The organism is Dryocola boscaweniae (assembly GCF_025215095.1).
GTDB classification, from domain to species: domain Bacteria; phylum Pseudomonadota; class Gammaproteobacteria; order Enterobacterales; family Enterobacteriaceae; genus Dryocola; species Dryocola boscaweniae.
On sequence record NZ_JALHAP010000080.1, the window covers coordinates 243,376 to 265,741 of the forward strand.

22 protein-coding genes and 2 tRNA genes are annotated in these 22,366 nt (G+C 52.8%); 19 read left to right on the forward strand and 5 right to left on the reverse strand.

Annotated elements, in window-relative coordinates; all coding sequences use genetic code 11:
* Window positions 1–24 precede the first annotated feature (24 nt).
* The 16 genes from folP to mtr all read left to right on the forward strand — a co-directional run bounded on the left by folP (window position 25) and on the right by mtr (window position 16,663).
* A complete protein-coding gene (folP, locus tag MUA00_RS15205) occupies window positions 25–873 on the forward strand; it encodes a dihydropteroate synthase (protein ID WP_271123862.1) in 849 nt (282 codons plus the stop codon).
* Window positions 866–2,203 (forward strand): phosphoglucosamine mutase, encoded by a 1,338-nt coding sequence (gene glmM / locus MUA00_RS15210; RefSeq protein WP_271123863.1) that lies wholly within the window; start codon window positions 866–868, stop codon window positions 2,201–2,203. The genes folP and glmM overlap by 8 nt, the downstream gene beginning before the upstream one ends.
* 232 nt (window positions 2,204–2,435) lie before the next feature.
* Window positions 2,436–2,768, forward strand: a complete 333-nt coding sequence (gene secG / locus MUA00_RS15215) for a preprotein translocase subunit SecG (protein WP_271123864.1) — start codon at window positions 2,436–2,438, stop codon at window positions 2,766–2,768.
* A gap of 47 nt (window positions 2,769–2,815) precedes the next feature.
* Window positions 2,816–2,902: transfer RNA gene (locus MUA00_RS15220), tRNA-Leu, on the forward strand.
* Between the two features lie 59 nt (window positions 2,903–2,961).
* A tRNA-Met gene (locus tag MUA00_RS15225) sits at window positions 2,962–3,038 on the forward strand.
* 207 nt (window positions 3,039–3,245) lie between these two features.
* Window positions 3,246–3,698: a ribosome maturation factor RimP gene (gene rimP, locus MUA00_RS15230; RefSeq protein ID WP_271123865.1), complete on the forward strand. Its 453-nt coding sequence runs from the start codon at window positions 3,246–3,248 to the stop codon at window positions 3,696–3,698.
* Window positions 3,699–3,725: 27 nt separating this feature from the next.
* Window positions 3,726–5,213, forward strand: coding sequence for a transcription termination factor NusA (nusA, locus tag MUA00_RS15235; protein WP_271123866.1), 1,488 nt, complete (start codon window positions 3,726–3,728; stop codon window positions 5,211–5,213).
* A gap of 24 nt (window positions 5,214–5,237) precedes the next feature.
* Window positions 5,238–7,925: a translation initiation factor IF-2 gene (gene infB / locus MUA00_RS15240; RefSeq protein WP_271123867.1), complete on the forward strand. Its 2,688-nt coding sequence runs from the start codon at window positions 5,238–5,240 to the stop codon at window positions 7,923–7,925.
* Between the two features lie 69 nt (window positions 7,926–7,994).
* A complete protein-coding gene (gene rbfA, locus MUA00_RS15245) occupies window positions 7,995–8,396 on the forward strand; it encodes a 30S ribosome-binding factor RbfA (protein WP_271123868.1) in 402 nt (133 codons plus the stop codon).
* Window positions 8,396–9,340, forward strand: coding sequence for a tRNA pseudouridine(55) synthase TruB (truB, locus tag MUA00_RS15250; protein ID WP_271123869.1), 945 nt, complete (start codon window positions 8,396–8,398; stop codon window positions 9,338–9,340). The genes rbfA and truB overlap by 1 nt, the downstream gene beginning before the upstream one ends.
* Window positions 9,341–9,494: 154 nt before the next feature.
* Window positions 9,495–9,764, forward strand: coding sequence for a 30S ribosomal protein S15 (gene rpsO, locus MUA00_RS15255; RefSeq protein WP_002434239.1), 270 nt, complete (start codon window positions 9,495–9,497; stop codon window positions 9,762–9,764).
* Window positions 9,765–10,011: 247 nt separating this feature from the next.
* Window positions 10,012–12,141, forward strand: a complete 2,130-nt coding sequence (pnp, locus tag MUA00_RS15260; RefSeq protein WP_271123870.1) for a polyribonucleotide nucleotidyltransferase — start codon at window positions 10,012–10,014, stop codon at window positions 12,139–12,141.
* A gap of 119 nt (window positions 12,142–12,260) precedes the next feature.
* On the forward strand, window positions 12,261–13,145 hold the full coding sequence (gene nlpI / locus MUA00_RS15265) for a lipoprotein NlpI (RefSeq protein WP_271123871.1): 885 nt from the start codon (window positions 12,261–12,263) through the stop codon (window positions 13,143–13,145).
* Between the two features lie 111 nt (window positions 13,146–13,256).
* Complete coding sequence (gene yrbN, locus MUA00_RS15270) at window positions 13,257–13,334, forward strand: protein YrbN (RefSeq protein ID WP_271123956.1); 78 nt, start codon at window positions 13,257–13,259, stop codon at window positions 13,332–13,334.
* Window positions 13,327–15,261 carry a DEAD/DEAH family ATP-dependent RNA helicase gene (locus tag MUA00_RS15275; protein WP_271123957.1) on the forward strand — a complete coding sequence of 645 codons (1,935 nt, stop codon included), beginning with the start codon at window positions 13,327–13,329 and terminating at the stop codon, window positions 15,259–15,261. The genes yrbN and MUA00_RS15275 overlap by 8 nt, the downstream gene beginning before the upstream one ends.
* Window positions 15,262–15,418: 157 nt before the next feature.
* A complete protein-coding gene (gene mtr / locus MUA00_RS15280) occupies window positions 15,419–16,663 on the forward strand; it encodes a tryptophan permease (protein WP_271123872.1) in 1,245 nt (414 codons plus the stop codon).
* Between the two features lie 90 nt (window positions 16,664–16,753).
* On the opposite strand, the gene MUA00_RS15285 is transcribed toward mtr, so the two are convergent.
* From MUA00_RS15285 to ubiU, 3 genes are all read right to left on the reverse strand, one after another.
* Window positions 16,754–17,758 carry a luciferase-like monooxygenase gene (locus tag MUA00_RS15285; protein WP_271123873.1) on the reverse strand — a complete coding sequence of 335 codons (1,005 nt, stop codon included), beginning with the start codon at window positions 17,756–17,758 and terminating at the stop codon, window positions 16,754–16,756.
* Between the two features lie 103 nt (window positions 17,759–17,861).
* Window positions 17,862–18,746, reverse strand: coding sequence for a U32 family peptidase (locus MUA00_RS15290; RefSeq protein WP_271123874.1), 885 nt, complete (start codon window positions 18,744–18,746; stop codon window positions 17,862–17,864).
* An 8-nt stretch (window positions 18,747–18,754) separates the two neighbouring features.
* A complete protein-coding gene (ubiU, locus tag MUA00_RS15295) occupies window positions 18,755–19,750 on the reverse strand; it encodes a ubiquinone anaerobic biosynthesis protein UbiU (RefSeq protein ID WP_271123875.1) in 996 nt (331 codons plus the stop codon).
* A gap of 245 nt (window positions 19,751–19,995) precedes the next feature.
* Between ubiU and ubiT the strand changes: the two genes are divergently transcribed.
* Window positions 19,996–20,520 (forward strand): ubiquinone anaerobic biosynthesis accessory factor UbiT, encoded by a 525-nt coding sequence (ubiT, locus tag MUA00_RS15300; protein WP_271123876.1) that lies wholly within the window; start codon window positions 19,996–19,998, stop codon window positions 20,518–20,520.
* A complete protein-coding gene (locus MUA00_RS15305) occupies window positions 20,514–21,020 on the forward strand; it encodes a GNAT family N-acetyltransferase (RefSeq protein WP_271123877.1) in 507 nt (168 codons plus the stop codon). The genes ubiT and MUA00_RS15305 overlap by 7 nt, the downstream gene beginning before the upstream one ends.
* 2 nt (window positions 21,021–21,022) lie before the next feature.
* On the opposite strand, the gene MUA00_RS15310 is transcribed toward MUA00_RS15305, so the two are convergent.
* Window positions 21,023–21,310 carry a GIY-YIG nuclease family protein gene (locus MUA00_RS15310; protein WP_271123878.1) on the reverse strand — a complete coding sequence of 96 codons (288 nt, stop codon included), beginning with the start codon at window positions 21,308–21,310 and terminating at the stop codon, window positions 21,023–21,025.
* Between the two features lie 53 nt (window positions 21,311–21,363).
* On the opposite strand from MUA00_RS15310, the gene MUA00_RS15315 reads away from it, so the two are divergent.
* A complete protein-coding gene (locus MUA00_RS15315) occupies window positions 21,364–21,792 on the forward strand; it encodes a YhbP family protein (RefSeq protein ID WP_271123879.1) in 429 nt (142 codons plus the stop codon).
* Here MUA00_RS15315 and MUA00_RS15320 read toward each other — a convergent pair.
* Window positions 21,789–22,307: a type 1 glutamine amidotransferase domain-containing protein gene (locus tag MUA00_RS15320; RefSeq protein ID WP_271123880.1), complete on the reverse strand. Its 519-nt coding sequence runs from the start codon at window positions 22,305–22,307 to the stop codon at window positions 21,789–21,791. The two genes, MUA00_RS15315 and MUA00_RS15320, sit on opposite strands and share 4 nt — an antisense overlap.
* Between the last annotated feature and the right edge of the window lie 59 nt (window positions 22,308–22,366).

Consider the following 22,366-nt stretch of genomic DNA (forward strand, 5'->3'; position numbering starts at 1 on the left):
CGAAATCTATTCAGGGGAACCTTGATGAAACTCACCGCCCAGGGCACTACGCTCGATCTTTCCCATCCTCACGTCATGGGGATTTTGAATGTCACGCCGGATTCGTTTTCCGATGGCGGAAAACACAACTCACTGGTAGAGGCGGTAAAGCACGCCAATGCGATGATTAATGCCGGGGCGACAATTATTGATATCGGTGGAGAATCTACGCGGCCGGGGGCGAGTGAGGTAAGCATAGAGGATGAGTTATCCCGCGTTATTCCAGTAGTTGAGGCGATTGCTCAGCGATTTGAAGTATGGATTTCTGTTGATACATCGAAAGCCGAAGTGATTCGCGAATCGGCACGTGTTGGCGCGCACATTATCAACGATATTCGTTCGCTAACGGAGCCAGGTGCGCTGGAAGCGGCTGCAGAGACAGGTTTGCCGGTGTGTTTGATGCATATGCAAGGTAATCCCAAAAATATGCAGCAGGCGCCATGCTATGCAGATGTTTTTGAAGATGTTAATCGCTTTTTTATTGACCATATCGCCCGCTGTGAGGCGGCCGGTATCGCAAAAGAAAAATTGTTGCTCGACCCGGGCTTCGGTTTCGGTAAAAATCTCAGCCATAATTACCAACTTCTTGCCCGACTTTCAGAATTCCATCATTTTGGCTTACCGCTTTTAGTTGGAATGTCGCGTAAATCTATGGTTGGTCAACTGCTAAATGTTGGGCCGGATCAGCGCCTCTTTGGCAGCCTTGCTTGTGCTGTTGTTGCGGCTATGCAGGGGGCACATATCATTCGGGTTCACGATGTGAAAGAAACCGTAGAAGCTATGCGCGTGGTTGAAGCCACACTTTCAGCGAAGGAAAACAAACGCTATGAGTAACCGTAAATATTTTGGCACCGATGGAATTCGTGGACGCGTTGGCGATAGCCCAATCACGCCTGATTTCGTTCTTAAGTTGGGCTGGGCGGCAGGTAAAGTTCTGGCCCGTCATGGGTCACGAAAAATCATTATCGGTAAAGACACGCGTATTTCAGGCTATATGCTGGAATCCGCCCTTGAAGCTGGGCTGGCCGCGGCTGGCTTATCCGCATCTTTCACCGGCCCGATGCCAACGCCTGCCGTGGCTTATCTGACACGAGCATTCCGCGCGGAAGCCGGCATCGTTATCTCTGCTTCCCATAATCCTTTTTACGATAACGGGATTAAATTCTTCTCCATCGACGGCACCAAACTGCCTGACGAAGTGGAAGAGGCCATTGAAGCGGAAATGGAAAAAGAAATTACCTGCGTAGATTCCGCCGAACTGGGCAAAGCCAGCCGTATCGTTGATGCTGCCGGGCGCTATATCGAATTCTGCAAAGGGACTTTCCCGAACGAACTTAGCCTGAACGGACTAAAAATCGTTGTGGACTGCGCCAACGGCGCAACCTACCACATCGCGCCAAACGTTTTGCGTGAGCTGGGCGCGAAAGTTATCGCCGTTGGCTGTGAGCCTGACGGCGTGAACATCAACGAAAAATGCGGCGCAACGGATGTTCGAATGTTGCAGGAGCGAGTGCTGGCGGAAAAAGCCGATCTTGGCATCGCATTCGACGGCGACGGCGATCGCGTCATTATGGTTGATAACCTGGGCCTTAAAGTAGACGGCGACCAGATTCTCTACATCATCGCTCGCGAGGGGCTGCGTCAGGGCCAGCTACGCGGTGGTGCGGTGGGCACGCTGATGAGTAATATGGGCCTTGAATTAGCGCTCAAACAGCTTGGCATCCCGTTTGCTCGGGCCAAAGTAGGCGACCGCTACGTGCTGGAAAAATTACAGGAAAAAGGCTGGAGAATTGGCGCGGAAAACTCCGGTCACATCATTCTGCTTGATAAGACGACTACAGGCGACGGTATCGTTGCAGGTTTGCAAGTGCTTACAGCGATGGTCCGCAATCATATGAGCCTGCACGACCTTTGCAGCGGAATGAAATTATTCCCGCAAATCCTGGTAAACGTTCGGTTTAAGGCCGGCAGCGGCGATCCTCTGGAACACGACAGCGTGAAAAAAGTGACCGCTGAAGTGGAGGAGGCGTTAGGCAATCGTGGACGTGTGCTGCTACGCAAATCGGGCACGGAGCCATTAATTCGCGTGATGGTGGAAGGCGAAGATGATGCTCTGGTGACAGAGTATGCAAATCGTATTGCGGATGCGGTAAAAGCAGTTTAATAACAAGCAGTAAAATTGCATAAAAAGGCGGCGTTTGCCGCCTGTTATGTAAGCAAAAATGGGCGTGTTGCTGTTTTTTTCTGCAATCAGTGCAATGTTAATAAATTGCCCTTGCGCACCACCCATGCTTTGGTTAGTATTCTCACCCGCTTCAGTGGGTAAACACAAACTTGCCCGCTTCACTGGTTTGAAGCAATTGGTATGCGGTAATACCGCAAGGAACAGGTTGATTATGTACGAAGCTCTTTTGGTAGTTTTCCTTATTGTAGCGTTGGGCCTTGTAGGTCTTATTATGCTGCAGCAAGGTAAAGGCGCTGATATGGGAGCCTCCTTCGGTGCAGGCGCCTCCGGGACGTTATTCGGTTCAAGTGGTTCTGGTAACTTCATGACCCGCATGACCGCTGTGCTGGCAACGCTGTTCTTCATCATCAGTCTTGTGCTGGGTAATATCAACAGCAACAAAACCAGTAAAGGAAGCGAGTGGGAAAATCTGAGTCAGCCAGCGAAATCTGAGCAGACTACGCCTGCGGCACCTACCAAGCCGACTAGCGATATCCCACAGTAATAAGCAGTAAGCTTCTGTACGGTAGTAAAGATGACCGTACGCAAAGTGCCGAGGTGGTGGAATTGGTAGACACGCTACCTTGAGGTGGTAGTGCCCGATTGGGCTTACGGGTTCAAGTCCCGTCCTCGGTACCAAATCCCAGCAATTCTTGCATTTATTGCAATTCTGGCGTAGTATTTGCCACGTTTTCGGACGCGGGGTGGAGCAGCCTGGTAGCTCGTCGGGCTCATAACCCGAAGGTCGTCGGTTCAAATCCGGCCCCCGCAACCACTTTCCCTGAGAGTTCTTTTTCAAATATACTGTGAGCCATTTGGTGCCTCGCGAAGAATTTAGAAAAAAATTCTCTGGACGGTGTCCGGGCCGCAATTGCGGCATACAGGGTTCAGTTATATAAAGCCCCGATTTATCGGGGTTTTTTGTTATCTGACTTCAGAATAACTGGGCTATATGCCCTTTTTTTATGTCTTGGGGGTGGGCTTGTCCACATTAGAGCAAAAATTAACAGAGATGATTACAGCACCCGTCGAAGCACTGGGCTACGAACTGGTGGGTATCGAATTCGTTCGAGGTCGCCAATCTACGCTGCGCATCTATATTGATAGTGAAGATGGCATCAATGTTGATGATTGCGCTGATGTCAGTCACCAGGTCAGTGCAGTGTTAGACGTCGAAGATCCTATCACTGTGGCCTATAACCTTGAAGTTTCCTCACCTGGCCTCGATCGCCCGATGTTTATTGCAGAACATTACGTTCGCTATACTGGCGAAGAAGTGAGCATTGTGTTGCGTATGGCCGTGCAAAACCGTCGCAAATGGCAGGGTATTATCAAAGCCGTTGAGGGTGAGATGATCACGGTCACGGTCGAAGGCAAAGATGAAGTGTTCGCACTGAGCAACATCCAGAAAGCGAACCTGGTACCCCACTTTTAATAGTTTGGATTGAGGTGAAAACCCAGGATGAACAAAGAAATTTTGGCTGTTGTAGAAGCAGTTTCCAACGAAAAATCCCTCCCACGCGAGAAGATTTTTGAAGCTCTGGAAAGTGCGCTGGCGACAGCGACGAAGAAAAAATACGAGCAAGAGATTGATGTCCGTGTAAGCATCGATCGCAAAAGTGGTGACTTTGACACGTTCCGCCGCTGGGTCATCGTAGAAGAAGTGACGCAGCCAACACGTGAAATCACTCTTGACGCTGCTCAATTCGAAGACCCTGAACTGCAACCAGGCGAATACGTTGAAGACCAGATTGAATCAGTGACCTTCGACCGCATCACCACGCAAACGGCTAAGCAAGTTATCGTACAAAAAGTTCGTGAAGCTGAACGCGCAATGGTTGTGGACCAGTTCCGTGAACACGAAGGTGAGATAATCACCGGCGTGGTGAAAAAAGTTAACCGCGATAATATCTCTTTGGATTTGGGGAGCAACGCTGAAGCCGTCATCATCCGTGAAGACATGCTGCCACGTGAAAACTTCCGTCCGGGCGACCGTATTCGCGGCGTGCTTTATGCCGTACGCCCTGAAGCTCGTGGCGCACAGCTCTTCGTCAGCCGTTCCAAACCGGAAATGCTGATTGAACTGTTCCGCATCGAAGTGCCAGAAATCGGCGAAGAAGTTATTGAAATTAAAGCTGCTGCCCGCGATCCGGGTTCCCGTGCGAAAATCGCCGTGAAGACCAACGACAAACGTATCGATCCGGTTGGTGCTTGCGTCGGTATGCGCGGCGCGCGCGTACAGGCAGTTTCCACTGAACTGGGTGGCGAGCGTATTGATATCGTGCTGTGGGACGACAACCCGGCGCAGTTTGTTATCAACGCTATGGCCCCGGCTGATGTGGCTTCCATTGTGGTTGATGAAGACAAACACACTATGGATATCGCGGTAGAGGCAGGCAATCTGGCGCAGGCGATTGGCCGTAACGGTCAAAACGTGCGTCTGGCTGCACAACTAAGCGGCTGGGAACTCAACGTAATGACCGTTGACGATCTGCAAGCTAAGCATCAGGCTGAAGCACATGCGGCCATTGATACCTTTACCAAGTACCTCGACATTGACGAGGATTTCGCCACCGTGTTGGTTGAAGAAGGTTTCTCAACGCTTGAAGAACTGGCTTACGTGCCAATGAAAGAGCTGTTGGAAGTTGACGGCCTTGATGAAGACACAGTGGAAGCATTACGTGATCGCGCTAAAAACGCCCTCACCACTCTGGCACTTGCTCAGGAAGAGAGCCTTGGCGACAGCAAACCTCAAGAAGATCTGCTGAATCTTGAAGGTATGGATCGCACTCTGGCCTTTAAACTGGCATCGCGTGGTGTGAGCTCGCTGGAAGACCTGGCTGAGCAAGGTGTCGATGACCTGTCAGATATTGAAGGTTTAACCAACGAGAAAGCCGGTGAATTGATTATGGCTGCTCGCAATATTTGTTGGTTTGGCGGCGAAGCGTAATAAACTGTAGCAGGAAGGAACAGCATGACAGATGTAACCGTAAAAGCGCTGGCCGCAGAGATTCAGACCTCCGTGGACCGCCTGGTACAGCAATTTGCTGATGCAGGGATCCCGAAGTCTGCTGATGATTCTGTTTCCGCGCAAGAGAAACAAACCCTGCTGGCGCACCTGAACCGTGAACACGGTTCAGCACCAGACAAGTTGACATTACAGCGCAAAACGCGCAGTACTTTAAACATTCCAGGTACCGGTGGGAAAAGTAAATCGGTACAAATCGAAGTCCGCAAGAAGCGCACCTTTGTGAAACGTGATCCGCAAGAGACTGAACGTCTCGCAGCGGTTGAGCAGGCGCAGCGTGAAGCGGAAGAGCAAGCCCAACGTGAGGCGCAGGAAGCTGCCAATCGTCAGGCGCAAGAAAAAGCTAAACGTGAAGCTGAAGAAAAAGCTAAGCGTGAAGCCGCTGATAAAGCGAAACGTGAAGCTGCGGAAAAAGACAAAGTGAGCAATCAACAATCTGACGATATGACGAAAAGCGCCCAGGCCGATAAAGCCCGCCGCGAAGCAGAAGCTGCTGAGCTTAAGCGCAAAGCGGAAGAAGAAGCCCGTCGCAAACTAGAAGAAGATGCCCGTCGCGTAGCGGAAGAAGCCCGTAAAATGGCTGAAGCTAACGCAGGCGTCTGGACGGAAGAAGAGAAAGTGGAAGACGATAAAACTGATTACCACGTAACCACTTCTCAGCATGCCCGCCAGGCAGAAGACGAAAACGACCGTGAAGTAGAAGGCGGCCGTACTCGTGCTCGTACTACTGCGACTAAAGCTCCGCGCCAGAAGAAAGGCGGCAAGCACGGCGAATCCAAAGCTGACCGCGAAGAAGCGCGTGCAGCGGTTCGTGGCGGCAAAGGCAAGCGTAAACCTAGCACCCTGCAACAGGGCTTCAACAAGCCTGCGCAGGCAGTTAACCGCGACGTTGTAATCGGCGAAACCGTTACCGTTGCTGAACTGGCTAACAAAATGGCCGTTAAAGGTTCTCAGGTCATCAAAGCGATGATGAAACTGGGTGCTATGGCGACCATCAACCAGGTCATCGACCAGGAAACCGCCCAGCTGGTTGCCGAAGAGATGGGCCACAAAGTTATCCTGCGTCGTGAAAACGAGCTGGAAGAAGCGCTGATGAGCGACCGTGACACCGATGCAGTGGCAGAGTCGCGCGCGCCGGTTGTGACCATTATGGGTCACGTTGACCACGGTAAAACCTCTCTGCTTGACTACATTCGTTCTACTAAAGTGGCGTCCGGCGAAGCGGGTGGCATTACCCAGCACATCGGTGCATACCATGTAGAAACCGACAACGGCATGATCACCTTCCTGGATACCCCGGGCCACGCAGCCTTTACTTCTATGCGTGCTCGCGGCGCTCAGGCGACGGATATCGTTGTTCTGGTTGTTGCAGCAGACGATGGCGTGATGCCGCAAACTATCGAAGCTATCCAGCATGCGAAAGCAGCCCAGGTGCCGGTAGTGGTTGCAGTAAACAAAATCGATAAGCCAGAAGCTGATCCAGATCGCGTTAAACAAGAACTGTCCCAGTACGGCATCATGCCGGAAGAGTGGGGCGGCGAAAGCCAGTTCATTCACGTATCTGCGAAAGCCGGTACCGGTATCGACGAACTGCTTGATGCGATCCTGCTGCAGGCCGAAGTACTGGAACTGAAAGCGATGCGTACAGGCATGGCAAGCGGCGTAGTTATCGAATCCTTCCTGGATAAAGGTCGTGGTCCGGTAGCAACCGTTCTGGTTCGCGAAGGTTCTCTGAACAAAGGCGATATCGTCCTTTGTGGCTTCGAATACGGCCGTGTTCGCGCAATGCGTGACGAAATGGGTCGTGAAGTGACTGAAGCCGGTCCTTCTATTCCTGTTGAGATCCTCGGCCTGTCCGGCGTTCCTGCCGCGGGTGACGAAGTTACCGTTGTTCGTGACGAGAAAAAAGCCCGTGAAGTTGCTCTGTATCGTCAGGGTAAATTCCGCGAAGTGAAACTGGCTCGCCAGCAGAAATCCAAACTGGAAAACATGTTCGCCAACATGACCGAAGGCGAAGTGTCAGAAGTGAACATCGTGCTGAAAGCGGATGTTCAGGGTTCTGTGGAAGCGATCAGCGATTCCCTGCTGAAACTGTCTACCGATGAAGTGAAAGTTAAAATCATTGGTTCCGGCGTGGGCGGTATCACTGAGACTGACGCAACGCTTGCTGCGGCTTCTAACGCTATCCTGGTTGGCTTCAACGTTCGTGCCGACGCTTCTGCTCGTCGCGTTATCGAAGCGGAAAGCCTGGATCTGCGTTATTACTCCGTCATCTATCATCTGATCGATGAAGTGAAAGCGGCAATGAGCGGCATGCTCTCTCCGGAACTCAAACAACAGATCCTTGGCCTTGCCGAAGTTCGCGACGTGTTCAAATCACCGAAGTTTGGTGCCATCGCAGGTTGTATGGTTACCGAGGGCGTGGTCAAACGTCACAACCCAATCCGCGTACTGCGTGACAACGTGGTTATCTATGAAGGCGAGCTGGAATCCCTGCGCCGCTTCAAAGATGATGCTAACGAAGTTCGTAACGGCATGGAATGTGGTATCGGCGTTAAGAACTACAACGACGTGCGCGTTGGCGATGTTATCGAAGTCTTCGAAATCATCGAAATCCAGCGTACGATCGCCTGATAGAGTCCGAGTAATCGGTAATATCTTAAGGGGGGCCGAGCGCCCCCCGATTTGTATGGAGAATTTATTATGGCGAAAGAATTTGGTCGCCCGCAGCGCGTATCCCAGGAATTGCAGAAAGAAATTGCAATCATCCTGCAGCGCGAAATTAAAGATCCGCGCCTGGGCATGATGACCACCGTTTCAGGTGTCGAGGTTTCCCGCGATCTGGCCTATGCCAAAGTGTTCGTTACCTTCCTGAACGACAAAGACGAAAATGCCATCAAAGAAGGCATCAAAGTCCTGCAGGATGCTTCCGGCTATATCCGCACGCTGGTGGGTAAAGCGATGCGCCTGCGTATCGTTCCTGAACTGACCTTCTTCTACGATAACTCGCTGGTTGAAGGGATGCGCATGTCCAACCTGGTCTCCAATGTCATCCGTAACGATGACGAGCGTCGCGTGAATACGGACGACAGCAAGGAGGATTGATGAGTCGTCCTCGTCGTCGTGGTCGTGATATCCATGGTGTATTGCTGTTAGATAAGCCGCAGGGGTTGTCTTCAAACGATGCCCTGCAGAAAGTTAAGCGAATTTATAACGCGAACCGTGCCGGCCATACCGGGGCGTTGGATCCGCTGGCTACCGGCATGCTGCCGATCTGCCTGGGAGAAGCGACAAAGTTCTCGCGATATTTGCTTGATTCGGACAAGCGCTACCGTGTGATTGCCCGTCTTGGACAGCGCACGGATACCTCGGATGCCGACGGCGCTGTGGTTCAGGAGCGCCCGGTTAGGTTCAGCGAGCAGGAGCTTGCGGCTGCACTGGAAAGCTTCCGTGGCGAGACTCTGCAGGTGCCTTCAATGTATTCGGCGCTAAAGCATCAGGGTAAGCCGCTATATGAATATGCTCGTCAGGGCATTGAAGTTGAGCGTGAAGCTCGCCCAATTACGGTTTATGAACTGCTGTTTATTCGCCATGAAGGCAACGAGCTTGAACTGGAGATTCACTGTTCAAAAGGGACTTACATCCGGACCATTACTGACGATCTGGGTGAAAAACTGGGCTGTGGCGCGCATGTGACTTTCCTGCGTCGTCTGGCCGTGAGCAAATATCCCGTTGAACGTATGGTGACTCTTGAAAAGCTGAACGAGCTTCTTGAGCAGGCGCAGCAGCAGGAAATTGATCCATCAGTGCTGTTGGATCCGCTTCTGATGCCAATGGACAGTCCTGCATCCGACTTCCCGGTCGTGAATTTATCATCTGTCGTGGCAGGCTATTTCAAAAATGGTCAGCCGGTGCAAGTTGCTGACGTACCTGCCGAAGGGCTGGTTCGCGTCACCGAAGGCGAGGAAGCAAAATTCATCGGCATGGCTGAAATAGATGATGATGGGCGCGTTGCCCCCCGTCGTCTGGTCGTGGAATACCCTATCTGAGAACTGGAGTTACCTTGCGGTAACAGGTTGCTACAGGTAAAATAGCGCGGCTTAGCATCTGGTCAGTTGTTTAACAATTTACCCGGTGTGCACTGGGGTTGCTGAATTAGAGATCGGCACCCTGTTTATTTATCTATAATTTTTGGAGTTGAAAATGTCTCTAAGCGTTGAAGCTAAAGCTAAAATCGTTTCCGAGTTCGGTCGTGGTACTAACGACAGCGGTTCTACCGAAGTTCAGGTTGCGCTGCTGACCGCACAGATTAACCACCTGCAGGGCCACTTTGCAGAGCACAAAAAAGATCACCACAGCCGTCGTGGTCTGCTGCGCATGGTTTCTCAGCGTCGTAAACTGCTCGACTACCTGAAGCGTAAAGATGTAGCACGTTACACCAGCCTGATCGAGCGTCTGGGTCTGCGTCGCTAAGTCTTGCGAGTTTCAGAAAAAGGGGCCTGTTAAGGCCCCTTTTTTCAACCTGACGGCAGCAATTCTATGCAAACTAATGTATTGTTGCTGAGTGTGATCTTTGTTGCAGAGGTTCGCGCGGCTAATGAGAGGCTTTATCCGCATGAGCGGGTCAGGGTTGTCATTAGTCGCGAGGATGCGATAGAGGTCGGGTCATAACGGCGCCGCGTGAAGTCACCGGAAGCCTAAGAATCTAAAGGATATAATCTTGCTAAATCCGATCGTTCGTAAATTTCAGTACGGTCAGCATACGGTCACATTAGAGACCGGTATGATGGCGCGCCAGGCTACCGCAGCAGTAATGGTAAGCATGGACGACACTGCAGTATTCGTGACCGTAGTAGGTCAGAAAAAAGCTAAAGCAGGTCAGGACTTTTTCCCACTGACCGTTAACTATCAGGAGCGTACTTACGCTGCTGGCCGTATCCCAGGCAGTTTCTTCCGTCGTGAAGGCCGTCCAAGCGAAGGCGAAACGCTGATCGCGCGTCTGATTGACCGCCCGGTGCGTCCGCTATTCCCTGAAGGTTTTGTTAACGAAGTGCAGGTTATTGCAACCGTGGTTTCCGTAAACCCACAGGTTCACCCTGATATCGTTGCCATGATCGGCGCTTCTGCCGCGCTGAGCCTGTCTGGTATTCCATTTAATGGTCCAATTGGCGCCGCTCGCGTGGGTTACATCAACGACCAGTACGTGCTGAACCCAACTGCAGACGAACTGAAAACCAGCAAGCTGGATCTGGTTGTTGCCGGTACCGAAGGCGCTGTGCTGATGGTTGAGTCCGAAGCAGAACTGCTGAGCGAAGACCAAATGCTGGGCGCGGTCGTATTCGGCCACGAACAACAGCAGGTTGTTATTGAGAACATCAACTCCCTGGTTGCCGAAGCGGGCAAACCACGTTGGGACTGGCAGCCAGAAGCCGTTAACGAAGCGCTGAACGCGCGCGTTGCAGCGCTTGCTGAAGCCCGTCTGAGCGATGCTTACCGTATTACTGATAAGCAAGAACGTTATGCACAAGTCGACGTCATCAAATCCGACGTTATTGCTGCTTTGTCCGCAGAAGACGAATCCCTTGATGCTGGCGAACTGAGCGATATCCTGCACGCTATCGAGAAAAACGTTGTTCGTAGCCGTATTCTGGCTGGCGAACTGCGTATCGATGGCCGCGAAAAAGACATGATCCGTGGTCTGGACGTGCGTACTGGCGTGCTGCCGCGTACTCACGGTTCTGCACTGTTCACCCGTGGCGAAACTCAGGCGCTGGTTACCGCGACTCTGGGCACCGCCCGTGACGCGCAGAACCTGGACGAGTTGATGGGCGAACGTACCGACAACTTCCTGTTCCACTACAACTTCCCTCCGTACTCTGTAGGTGAAACCGGCATGGTTGGTTCTCCTAAGCGTCGTGAGATTGGCCATGGTCGTCTGGCTAAGCGTGGCGTGCTGGCTGTTATGCCGGAAGCCGATCGCTTCCCATACACCGTGCGTGTAGTGTCAGAAATTACTGAATCCAACGGTTCTTCTTCCATGGCTTCCGTTTGTGGCGCTTCTCTGGCGCTGATGGACGCAGGCGTGCCAATCAAAGCCGCGGTAGCGGGTATTGCAATGGGCCTTGTGAAAGAAGGCGACAACTTTGTTGTTCTGTCTGACATTCTGGGTGACGAAGATCACCTGGGTGATATGGACTTTAAAGTTGCCGGTAGCCGCGAAGGTATTTCTGCTCTGCAGATGGATATCAAAATCGAAGGCATCACCCGCGAAATCATGCAGGTGGCTCTGAATCAGGCTAAAGGCGCGCGTCTGCATATCCTTGGCGTGATGGAACAGGCTATCAATGCTCCGCGCGGCGACATCTCTGAATTCGCTCCACGTATTCACACCATCAAGATCAACCCAGACAAGATCAAAGACGTGATCGGTAAGGGCGGTTCTGTGATTCGTGCGCTGACTGAAGAAACGGGCACCACCATCGAAATCGAAGATGACGGCACCGTGAAGATCGCGGCGACCGATGGCGACAAAGCGAAACACGCTATCCGCCGTATCGAAGAGATCACCGCTGAAATTGAAGTGGGCCGTATCTATAACGGTAAAGTCACTCGTATCGTTGATTTCGGCGCATTCGTTGCCATCGGCGGCGGTAAAGAAGGTCTGGTGCACATCTCTCAAATCGCTGACAAACGCGTAGAGAAAGTGACCGACTATCTGCAGATGGGTCAGGAAGTTCCAGTTAAAGTTCTGGAAGTTGACCGTCAGGGCCGTGTCCGTTTAAGCATCAAAGAAGCAACCGAGCAATCCCCGGCTGAAGATGCAGCGCCAGCTGCCCCGGAAGCTGAGTAATCTTTACCGATTGAGCTCTCCATGGTGACATGGAGAGCTGTTTATTACGGAGCAGGATGCTCCGTTTTAGCAGCCGGCGGACAGGATGTTCATTCAATTGTTGTCTTCGGGAGTGGGAAATGAAGCCTTTTTTGCGCTGGTGTTTCGTTGCGACAGCTCTCACGCTGGCAGGATGCAGCAACTCTGCCTGGCGTAAAAGCGAAGTCCTGGCGGTGCCACTGCAACCGACTTTGCAGCAAGAAGTCATTCTGGCGCGCATGGAACAGATACTTGCCAGTCGGGCTTTAACCGATGATGAACGCGCACAGCTTTTATATGAGCGCGGAGTGTTGTATGATAGCCTCGGCTTGCGGGCTCTGGCGCGAAATGATTTTTCACAAGCGTTGGCAATCCGCCCCGATATGCCTGAAGTATTCAATTACTTAGGTATATATTTAACGCAGGCAGGCAATTTTGATGCTGCCTATGAAGCGTTTGATTCTGTACTTGAGCTTGATCCAACTTACAACTACGCGCACTTAAATCGCGGTATCGCCCTCTATTACGGTGGTCGTTATCGTTTAGCGCAAGATGATCTGCTAGCGTTTTATCAAGACGATCCCAATGATCCGTTCCGCAGTCTGTGGCTCTATATTGCCGAAAACAATATCGACGCTAAACAGGCCAAAGTGGCGTTACAACAGCGCCTCGATAAATCGGATAAAGAGCAATGGGGATGGAACATTGTCGAGTTCTACCTGGGGAACATTAACGAAAAAACGTTAATGGAACGCCTCAAGGCGGACGCAACGGATAACACCTCGCTCGCTGAGCATCTCAGTGAAACCAACTTCTATTTAGGTAAGTACTACCTAAGTCTGGGGGAAAAGGACAGCGCCACGGCACTGTTCAAGTTAGCGGTCGCTAACAACGTACACAACTACGTTGAGCATCGTTATGCATTGTTGGAATTAGCGCTCTTGGGCCAGGAGCAAGATGACCTGGCAGAATCGGACCAGCAATAGCTGACGAACAACGATCAGCCCATAAACTTTAATCATTAAAGTCATCACCTTGACGGGTGAGGGCGTTTTTGTTCGTTAATCAACCAAATTTGAGCCGGTTCACACTTTTCAATGAAAATTGCAGATCAATTTCACGATGAGTTATGTAGACTGGCCGCCATCAACGAGGCACATGTACTACATGACTGATATTATCGAAACCACTTTTTCTGATCTGGGGCTGAACGCCTCCATCCTTCAGGCCCTGAACGATCTGGGCTACGAAAAGCCATCTCCAATCCAGGCAGAGTGTATTCCACATCTGCTGGGTGGCCGCGATGTTCTGGGTATGGCCCAGACGGGTAGCGGCAAAACAGCAGCCTTCTCTTTACCGCTGCTGCACAATCTTTCTCCTGAGCTGAAAGCACCACAAATTCTGGTGCTGGCGCCGACCCGCGAACTGGCGGTTCAGGTTGCCGAAGCCATGACGGATTTCTCTAAACATATGCACGGCGTAAACGTTGTAGCCCTTTACGGCGGCCAGCGTTATGACGTGCAATTACGCGCCCTGCGTCAGGGACCACAAATTGTTGTTGGTACCCCAGGTCGCCTGCTCGATCACTTAAAACGCGGTACGCTGAACCTGTCCAATCTGAAAGGTCTGGTGCTGGACGAAGCGGATGAAATGCTGCGTATGGGCTTCATCGAAGACGTTGAAACCATCATGGCGCAGATCCCGGAAGGTCATCAGACCGCGCTGTTCTCTGCAACAATGCCAGAGGCTATCCGTCGTATTACCCGTCGCTTTATGAAAGAGCCGCAGGAAGTACGCATTCAGTCAAGCGTCACCACGCGTCCGGACATCAGCCAGAGCTACTGGACCGTGCACGGTATGCGTAAAAACGAAGCGCTGGTGCGTTTCCTGGAAGCAGAAGATTTTGATGCGGCGATTATTTTCGTACGTACCAAAAACGCAACCCTGGAAGTGGCTGAAGCGCTGGAGCGCAGCGGTTATAACAGCGCGGCTCTGAACGGTGACATGAACCAGGCTCTGCGTGAGCAGACTCTGGAGCGTCTGAAAGACGGTCGTCTGGACATCCTGATTGCAACCGACGTTGCGGCCCGTGGCCTGGACGTTGAGCGTATCAGCCTGGTTGTTAACTACGACATCCCGATGGACTCTGAATCATACGTTCACCGTATCGGTCGTACCGGCCGTGCGGGTCGTGCTGGCCGTGCGCTGCTGTTCGTTGAGAACCGCGAGCGTCGTCTGCTGCGCAACATCGAACGCACCATGAAGCTGACGATCCCTGAAGTAGAGCTGCCTAACCGCGAACTGCTGAGCGAGCGTCGTCTGGCTAAGTTTGCTGCTAAAGTTCAGCAGCAGCTCGAAAGCAGCGATCTGGATCTGTATCGCGGTCTGCTGGCAAAAATTCAGCCTTCTGCTGAAGAAGAGCTGGATATAGAAACGCTGGCGGCGGCGCTGCTGAAAATGGCACAGGGCGAACGTCCGCTGATCCTGCCACCAGATGCGCCGATGCGTCCACGTCGTGAATTCCGCGAGCGTGATGAGCGTTTTGAACGCGGCGACCGTGCTCCACGCGGCGATCGCGCTCCACGTGGCGACCGTCCACAGCGTGATGGCGATGCGCCAGCTCGTCGCGAACGTCGTGACGTTGGCGATATGGAACTGTACCGCATTGAAGTTGGCCGTGATGATGGCGTCGAAGTTCGTCATATCGTTGGCGCGATTGCTAATGAAGGCGACATCAGCAGCCGTTACATCGGTAACATCAAACTGTTCGGTACTCACTCCACTATCGAGCTGCCAAAAGGCATGCCGGGTGAAATCCTGCAGCACTTTACCCGTACTCGTATTCTGAACAAGCCGATGAATATGCAACTGATGGGTGATGCGCAGCCACGTACTGACCGCGGTGGCGAACGCCGTGGCGGCGGTGCTGGTCGTGGTTTCGGCGGCGGTGAGCGTCGTGAAGGCGGACGCGGTCCACGTCGCGATGGCCCGGCAGGCGCTGGCGCTGGTCGTAGCTTTAGCGGCGAACGTCGCGAAGGCGGTCGTGGCCCACGTCGTGAAGATGGCGCAGCACCTGCTCGTCGTCGTTCAACTGAAGCATAATTGCCAAAGTTTATGCCTGCGTTTACCGCGCAGGCAGTAATAAAAGTCCCGGTTAACCATACCGGGATTTTTTTTATCCAAAATGTACTCGTGTACTGGTACAATATCCCGTAGTTAAGCCGTCACTCTGGCGGCCTGTTTAAGTTCAGGAATTCGTATGGCAACCTTATCGACCACCAAAGCCTCGCCTTCTATTCTCGGCGGCGTGATGATAATTGGTGGCACTATTATTGGCGCGGGCATGTTTTCACTTCCGGTTGTGATGGCGGGTAGCTGGTTCTTCTGGTCACTCGCAGCGCTCGTCTTTACCTGGTTTTGCATGCTCCATTCCGGCCTGATGATTCTGGAAGCCAACCTCAACTACCGTGTCGGCGCAAGTTTTGACACGGTTACAAAAGATCTGCTGGGCAAGGGCTGGAACCTGATCAACGGACTTTCCATCGCTTTCGTGCTCTATATCCTCACCTATGCGTATATCTCGGCGAGCGGCTCGGTTATTCACCACACGTTAAGTGAAATGTCCATCGAGTTTCCCGCGAGATTTGCCGGGCTGATTTTTGCCCTTGTGGTGGCGTTTATCGTCTGGCTTAGCACGCGTGCGGTAAGCCGCATGACGACCATTGTTCTGGGCGCAAAAATTCTCACATTCTTTATGACGTTCGGCGGCCTGATGTGGCATGTCGAACCGGCTACGCTGCTGGACAGCAAATCAGTCAACCCGAGCTATCTGCCGTATCTGTTTATGACGCTGCCGTTCTGCCTCGCCTCTTTTGGCTATCACGGCAACGTGCCTAGTCTGATGAAGTATTACGGCAAAAATCCGCAAACCATCAAGCGCTGCCTTATTTGGGGCACGGGGATGGCACTTGTGCTGTATGTCATCTGGCTGGTGGGCAGCATGGGCAATATTCCACGGGGCGACTTTATTGCCATCGCTGATAAAGGCGGCAATATCGACGTGCTGGTGCAGGCGTTAAGCGGCGTGCTGAACAGCCGCGCGCTGGATTTGCTGCTGATCGTTTTTTCTAATTTTGCCGTTGCCAGTTCATTCCTCGGCGTGACCCTTGGCCTGTTCGATTACCTGGCTGACTTGTTTAAATTTGACGACAGCCCGAAAGACCGCCTGAAAACGGCGCTGGTCACCTTTATCCCGCCAATGCTGGGCGGTGTGATTTGGCCTGACGGTTTTATCTACGCGATTGGCTTTGCGGGGCTGGCCGCCACTGTCTGGGCCGCTATTGTGCCCGCTTTGCTGGCTAAAGCTTCAAGACGTAAGTTCGGCAGCCCGATTTACCGGGTATGGGGCGGAAATAAAATGATTGCGCTGATTGTGCTCTTCGGGGTCGGCAATGCGGTAATTCATATTCTTTCGAGCTTTAATTTATTGCCTGTCTATCAATGAGTTGTAGTTGTAGGTCGGGTAAGCGGCAGCGTCACCCGACAAAAAAAGGTGGATGGCGCTTGCGCTTATCCACCCTACGAGACCTACGAACTACAAACTCTTGTGCACATCCATTGCCAGGTCGAACGAATGTAGTCGCGCCTGGCTATCAAAGATTTGTCCGTTAACCATGATTTCGTCGGCCTGGGTCTCCCGCAGCAGTGAAATCAGCCCGTGGCGCACCTTCGCTTTATCGCCCACCAACGACATGCTCAGCGCCTGCTGCACGCCATACTGTTCCGCCGGGCTCCAGAAATTCTCCATATCCTCAACAGGCGCCGGAAGCTGTCCGCTCTCGCCGCGGCGCAGTTTTACGAAAGCCTGCTGCATTGAGGTAAACAAGAATTCCGCATCGCGATTGCTGTCTGCCGCGATGATATTAATGCAGACCATAGCGTACGGTTTTTCCAGCCGATCGGACGGTTTGAACTGGGCGCGATAAAGCTGCAGCGCCTGGAAAAGCATATCCGGGGCGAAGTGCGAAGCGAAGGCAAACGGTAGCCCAAGCTGTGCGGCCAGTTGCGCGCTGTAAAGGCTGGAACCCAGCAGCCAGACCGGAACCTTCGTGTTATAGCCAGGAACAGGGCGTACGGCCGGATTCGGGTCTGTCGCATCAAACCACGACACCAGTTCGCTTACATCACGGGGGAAATTATCGATATCGCCACTCATATGTCGACGCAGCGCCATCATTGTTCGCTGGTCGCTCCCCGGCGCGCGTCCCAGGCCGAGATCGATTCGTCCCGGATAGAGCGTTTCAAGCGTGCCAAACTGCTCGGCAATCACTAATGGCGAGTGGTTGGGCAGCATCACGCCGCCGGAACCCAGACGCAGCGTTTGGGTATTCGCCGCAAGATAGCCAATCAGGACCGACGTGGCCGCGCTGGCGATGCCGGTCATATTGTGGTGCTCGGCCAGCCAGTAACGATGATAGCCGCGCTTTTCAGCCAGGCGTGCGAGATCCAAAGAACGATGGAACGCGTCTGCAGCCTGCGAACCTTGCGGGATTGGGGACAGGTCGAGTAGCGAAAAAGGAACTTGAGTAGTGTCAGACATAACGGCTCACTTTGTTAGACGAAGTGGGTAACTTCGTTTGCTGATAATTAGCCTCAGTATTGCGCAGAATCTTCAACAATTAAGTAACAAAGTGAGCCTTTTCTCAGGCGTGGTCAATCAGCTCCAGCCCCGCGACCCGTCGCCAGTAGCCGTTGCAATCGCTGTGCGAAGTGAGTTTCAGCGGGGTTGAACCGTTTTCATTGGCGCGGAAAGTTTCCAGCACTTGCAACGTCTCCATGCCCATCGGCGACAGGCGAACCATATCCACCAGGCCCTTCATGGAGGCCAGCTCGTTGCCAAGGTTATAGACGTACCCGCTCATGGTCTGAATGCCGTTAAGCACAAAAACCTGCTGATTTTCCTGGGAAAGCATATTGCGTCCGGTCGGATATTTGATGCAGCAGGTTTCACATTCGTCTTTTGGGCGATCTTCAGAGCGAGCGGTAAAGCAGCGGGCGGAATAAGCGAGCGGCAGATGGCCATAGCTCAGCACCTCCACTTCGAACTGATTGCGAATGCCCAGCTCATCGCACTGATTGAGCAAATTTACCAGCCAGTCGCGTGAAAGCTCAACCGGCATGCACCAGCGCGTCATGCCCTGTTTGAGAAGCAAACGCAGGGTGACCGCGTTATAACAGTTAAGCGCATGGCCTGCGACAAACGGCAGCTTGCGCTCCGCAGCCACGTTCACTGCGCCAATATCGTTGGCTTCAATCAGAAACTCGCCGTTATCGACATAGCGCTTTAGCTCGCTCAGCTCAGAAGGCGCCTGCACTAGCGCGAGCGTGGAGAGAACGACCTGTTTACCCTGGCCCGCCAGCATTTTCGCCATCGCCAGCCAGTCAGCCGTTTTTGTTGCACGGCGCTTGCTGCACACGGCTTCACCGAGGTAAATCACATCGGCGCTGCTTTTAACCGCGGCCTGGTAAAAGCTTTCCAGCGTCTCTTTCGGCCAGTAGTACAGCACCGGCCCTAATGAATATTTCATCTGATTTCCTACTGCCATTTACGGTGATATGCGCCGAGAGTGGTTTGCGTGCCTTCCGCCATCGCGCCGAGCGCGTCCATCCAGGCTGGCTGCGCACGATAGTTTTCCGGGTCGGCCATGCAGCGGTCGATGGCCTGACGCCAGACTTTGGCGACCTGGCTGACATAAGCCGGGCTACGCTGGCGGCCTTCGATTTTCACCGACGCAATATTGGCCGCGTACAGTTCAGGCAGCAGCTCAAGCGTATTCAGGCTGGTGGGCTCTTCAAGAGCGTGATATTTCTGGTCGTCTACCAGATAGCGGCCTTTGCACAGCGTTGGATAACCAGCGTTTTCGCCGTCCTGATACCTGTCGATCAGCACGTCGTTAAGGCGCGACTCCAGCCCCTGGGGCGTTTGCTGCCAGCGTACAAAACGCGCCGGAGAGCAGGCGCCGACGGTATTTGGAGATTCACCGGTCAGATAAGAGGAAAGATAGCAGCGGCCTTCGGCCATAATGCACAGGCTACCGAAGGCAAACACTTCCAGCGGAACGGGCGTCACACGGGCTAACTGCTTAACCTGATGAATGGATAACACGCGTGGCAGCACGACGCGGGCCACGTCAAAATTGCGATGATAGAAGCGAATGGCTTCTTCATTGGTGGCGGAGGCCTGAACCGAGACGTGGCGCTCAATATGCGGATAGCGCTCTGCGGCATACTCAAGCATGGCCAGGTCTGCAAGAATCAGGGCATCGGCGCCCAGTTGTGCTGCCATATCCACAGCGCGCTGCCAGCGAACATAACCGTCAGGATGCGCAAAAGTATTGATGGCGATGTGCAGCTTGCGGCCACGCTGGTGCACATAGCTAACCGCTTCCTGTAGTTTCTTTTCCGTGAAATTCAGTCCAGCAAAATGGCGGGCGTTAGTGTCATCTTTCAGACCGATATAAACCGCGTCGGCACCATTATCGATGGCCGCTTTCAGCGCCGGTAAATTTCCGGCAGGGCAAAGCAACTCCATAATTTATCCTGCATCATTGGGTACCTTATCAGGTAGCCCGCGCAGCCAGGGGAGGGCCGCAAAATTGTTAACGAACTGGGATTTTAGTTAACCTGTCCGCGACAAATTTTGATTTAAGGCAGCTAATGGCGTATTGATGGCATCCATTGGGGGTAGATGAAACCTGAGCAATTGTTGATTTGCCCCGCTACAGAGATCGACGGGTATGGCAAAATAGCGAAAATTTTTCTCAAGGAGTAAAGCTCGTGTTGGATAAACTGCGTTCTCGTCTGGTACAGGTTGGCCCGTCTTTATTGCGAACTCCAGTCAAACTGACGCCCTTTGCTCTGAAGCGTCAAATCCTTGAACAGGTGCTTGGCTGGCAATTCCGTCAGGCGCTTGAGGATGGCGAACTTGAGTTTCTGGAAGAGCGCTGGCTGAGCATCGAAGTACGCGATCTTGGTCTGAGGTGGTTTACCTCGGTGCAGGATAACAAACTGGTCGTTTGCGAAGATGCGCCAGCCGACGTCAGTTTTAGCGCGACAGCCAACGATCTCTTAATGATTGCCGCGCGCAAACAGGACCCGGACACGTTATTCTTCCAGCGTCGCCTGGTCATCGAAGGCGATACCGAACTCGGTCTGTACGTCAAAAACCTGATGGATGCCATTGAGCTGGACGCAATGCCTAAACCTTTGCGCATTGGGCTGCTGCAACTGGCGGATTTCGTCGAAGCGGGGATGCAATACAAACCTGCTCCAGAAAGTAACTCGGTAGGTGAGCCATGTTAATTCGTGTAGAAATACCCATTGATGCCCCAGGTATCGACGCCTTGCTGCGCCGCGCCTTTAACGGTAGCGGCGAAGCGGATCTGGTCAAAGATTTACGAGAAGACGGCCTGTTAACGCTTGGCCTGGTCGCCACGGATGACGAAGGTCAGGTCGTGGGTTATGTCGCGTTCAGCCCGGTTGCGGTGGAAGGTGAAGAGCTGCAGTGGGTGGGGCTTGCGCCTTTAGCGGTAGAAGAAGCTTATCGCGGCCAGGGGCTGGCGAAAAAACTGGTTTACGAAGGCCTGGATTCGCTTAATGAATTCGGATACGCCGCCGTTGTGGCGCTGGGCGAGCCTGACATGTACCGTCGCCTGGGCTTTGTGCCTGCGGCTCAGTATGGCCTGCGCAGCACCTGGCCTGATACCGAAGCCAGCTTCCTGGTCCATCCGCTGGCGACGGATGCGCTAAACGGCGTGAGTGGCTTAGTGGAATATCACGAGCACTTTAACCGCGAGTTTTAAGTTCAGCTCTTTTGAAGATCTGCCAGCAGGTCTTCAAAAGACAAACTGCCGTTCACCAGGCGTTCTTTTTGCGTTTTAGTTAACTGCTTAATGCGGTATTCCAGTCGTAATGCGCACGAACGATCGCCCACCAGGCGGCTAAATGCCAGCTTGAGTTCACCCTTGCCACGCAAAGCTTTCGCCCCTTTCCCGGCCTGATGTTGCCCGAAGCGGCGTTCCACATCTGTCGTGATGCCGGTATATAAACGGTTATCGAGGGTGCGAATTAAGTAAAGATACCAGGGTGACATAGAACAAGCGCATAGTTGAAATTATTTGCAGAGTACCACTGTTCAGGTTGCCCATGGAAACACTTGATGCCATCAGCCGCTGGCTGAATAAACAGCACGTTCTTACCTACTGCGTAGGCGGTAATGAAGATTTATGGTGCGCTAACGCCTTCTATTACTACGATCCTCAGCGCATAGCATTTTATCTGCTGACCGAAGCTCACTCCCGACACGGCGAGTTAATTGGCAAAGGATCGGCCGTAGCGGGCACGGTAAACGGACAGCCAAAAACCGTAGCGCTGATTCGCGGCGTTCAGTTTCGCGGAAAAGTTCATATGCTGGAAGAAAGCGAAGCGGCAAGCGTTCGTAACCTTTATTACAAACGCTTTCCGGTGGCGAGAGTGATGACTGCGCCCGTGTGGGAAATTCAACTCGACGAGTTGAAAATGACAGACAACACTCTCGGTTTTGGTAAAAAACTACACTGGCTGCGTGAAAGCTAGCTCCCTAACAGGCGCAGCGCTTCGCGGTTAAAGGCCGGTAAATCGTCCGGGGTACGGCTGGTAACTAGCTGATCCTTATCGACCACGACTTCTTTATCGTAAAAGTCGGCCCCGGCATTTTTCACATCAATAACGATAGGTTTCACGGCGGTAAGCTTGCGCCCGCGAACAACGTCGGCGCTGATTAAAAGCTGCGGGCCGTGGCAAATAGCAAAAACGGGTTTGCCGCTGTTCACAAAATCGCGCGTAAAAGTGACGAAACGTTCATCGCCGCGCAGGCTGTCAGGGGAATGCCCGCCGGGCAGCAGAAGCGCATCGAAATCAGCCGGTCTCACCTCATCGATGGCCTTATCGATAGTAACCTTTGCCTCACCTTTTTTACCGGTTACCGTTTTACCCGCCTGCTTCTCAATCGTAATCACCTCATGACCGGCTTTACGATAGGCCTCTGCAGGAGAGGTAAACTCAGAATCCTCAAACTCGTCAGTGATCAAGACTGCGATCTTCTTGCTCATAGTTCCTCCGTTTTTTGTCGTTCCAGTGCTTAAGCCTGGCCTACGGGGCAGACTTTGCA

Coding starts and splice junctions, on each gene's coding strand:
- folP (WP_271123862.1), top strand. CDS start 25: ATGAAACTCACCGCCCAGGGCACTACGCTCGATCTTTCCCATCCTCAC.
- glmM (WP_271123863.1), top strand. CDS start 866: ATGAGTAACCGTAAATATTTTGGCACCGATGGAATTCGTGGACGCGTT.
- secG (WP_271123864.1), top strand. CDS start 2,436: ATGTACGAAGCTCTTTTGGTAGTTTTCCTTATTGTAGCGTTGGGCCTT.
- nusA (WP_271123866.1), top strand. CDS start 3,726: ATGAACAAAGAAATTTTGGCTGTTGTAGAAGCAGTTTCCAACGAAAAA.
- infB (WP_271123867.1), top strand. CDS start 5,238: ATGACAGATGTAACCGTAAAAGCGCTGGCCGCAGAGATTCAGACCTCC.
- rbfA (WP_271123868.1), top strand. CDS start 7,995: ATGGCGAAAGAATTTGGTCGCCCGCAGCGCGTATCCCAGGAATTGCAG.
- truB (WP_271123869.1), top strand. CDS start 8,396: ATGAGTCGTCCTCGTCGTCGTGGTCGTGATATCCATGGTGTATTGCTG.
- rpsO (WP_002434239.1), top strand. CDS start 9,495: ATGTCTCTAAGCGTTGAAGCTAAAGCTAAAATCGTTTCCGAGTTCGGT.
- nlpI (WP_271123871.1), top strand. CDS start 12,261: ATGAAGCCTTTTTTGCGCTGGTGTTTCGTTGCGACAGCTCTCACGCTG.
- yrbN (WP_271123956.1), top strand. CDS start 13,257: ATGAAAATTGCAGATCAATTTCACGATGAGTTATGTAGACTGGCCGCC.
- MUA00_RS15275 (WP_271123957.1), top strand. CDS start 13,327: ATGACTGATATTATCGAAACCACTTTTTCTGATCTGGGGCTGAACGCC.
- mtr (WP_271123872.1), top strand. CDS start 15,419: ATGGCAACCTTATCGACCACCAAAGCCTCGCCTTCTATTCTCGGCGGC.
- MUA00_RS15285 (WP_271123873.1), bottom strand. CDS start 17,758: ATGTCTGACACTACTCAAGTTCCTTTTTCGCTACTCGACCTGTCCCCA.
- MUA00_RS15290 (WP_271123874.1), bottom strand. CDS start 18,746: ATGAAATATTCATTAGGGCCGGTGCTGTACTACTGGCCGAAAGAGACG.
- ubiU (WP_271123875.1), bottom strand. CDS start 19,750: ATGGAGTTGCTTTGCCCTGCCGGAAATTTACCGGCGCTGAAAGCGGCC.
- MUA00_RS15305 (WP_271123877.1), top strand. CDS start 20,514: ATGTTAATTCGTGTAGAAATACCCATTGATGCCCCAGGTATCGACGCC.
- MUA00_RS15310 (WP_271123878.1), bottom strand. CDS start 21,310: ATGTCACCCTGGTATCTTTACTTAATTCGCACCCTCGATAACCGTTTA.
- MUA00_RS15315 (WP_271123879.1), top strand. CDS start 21,364: ATGGAAACACTTGATGCCATCAGCCGCTGGCTGAATAAACAGCACGTT.
- MUA00_RS15320 (WP_271123880.1), bottom strand. CDS start 22,307: ATGAGCAAGAAGATCGCAGTCTTGATCACTGACGAGTTTGAGGATTCT.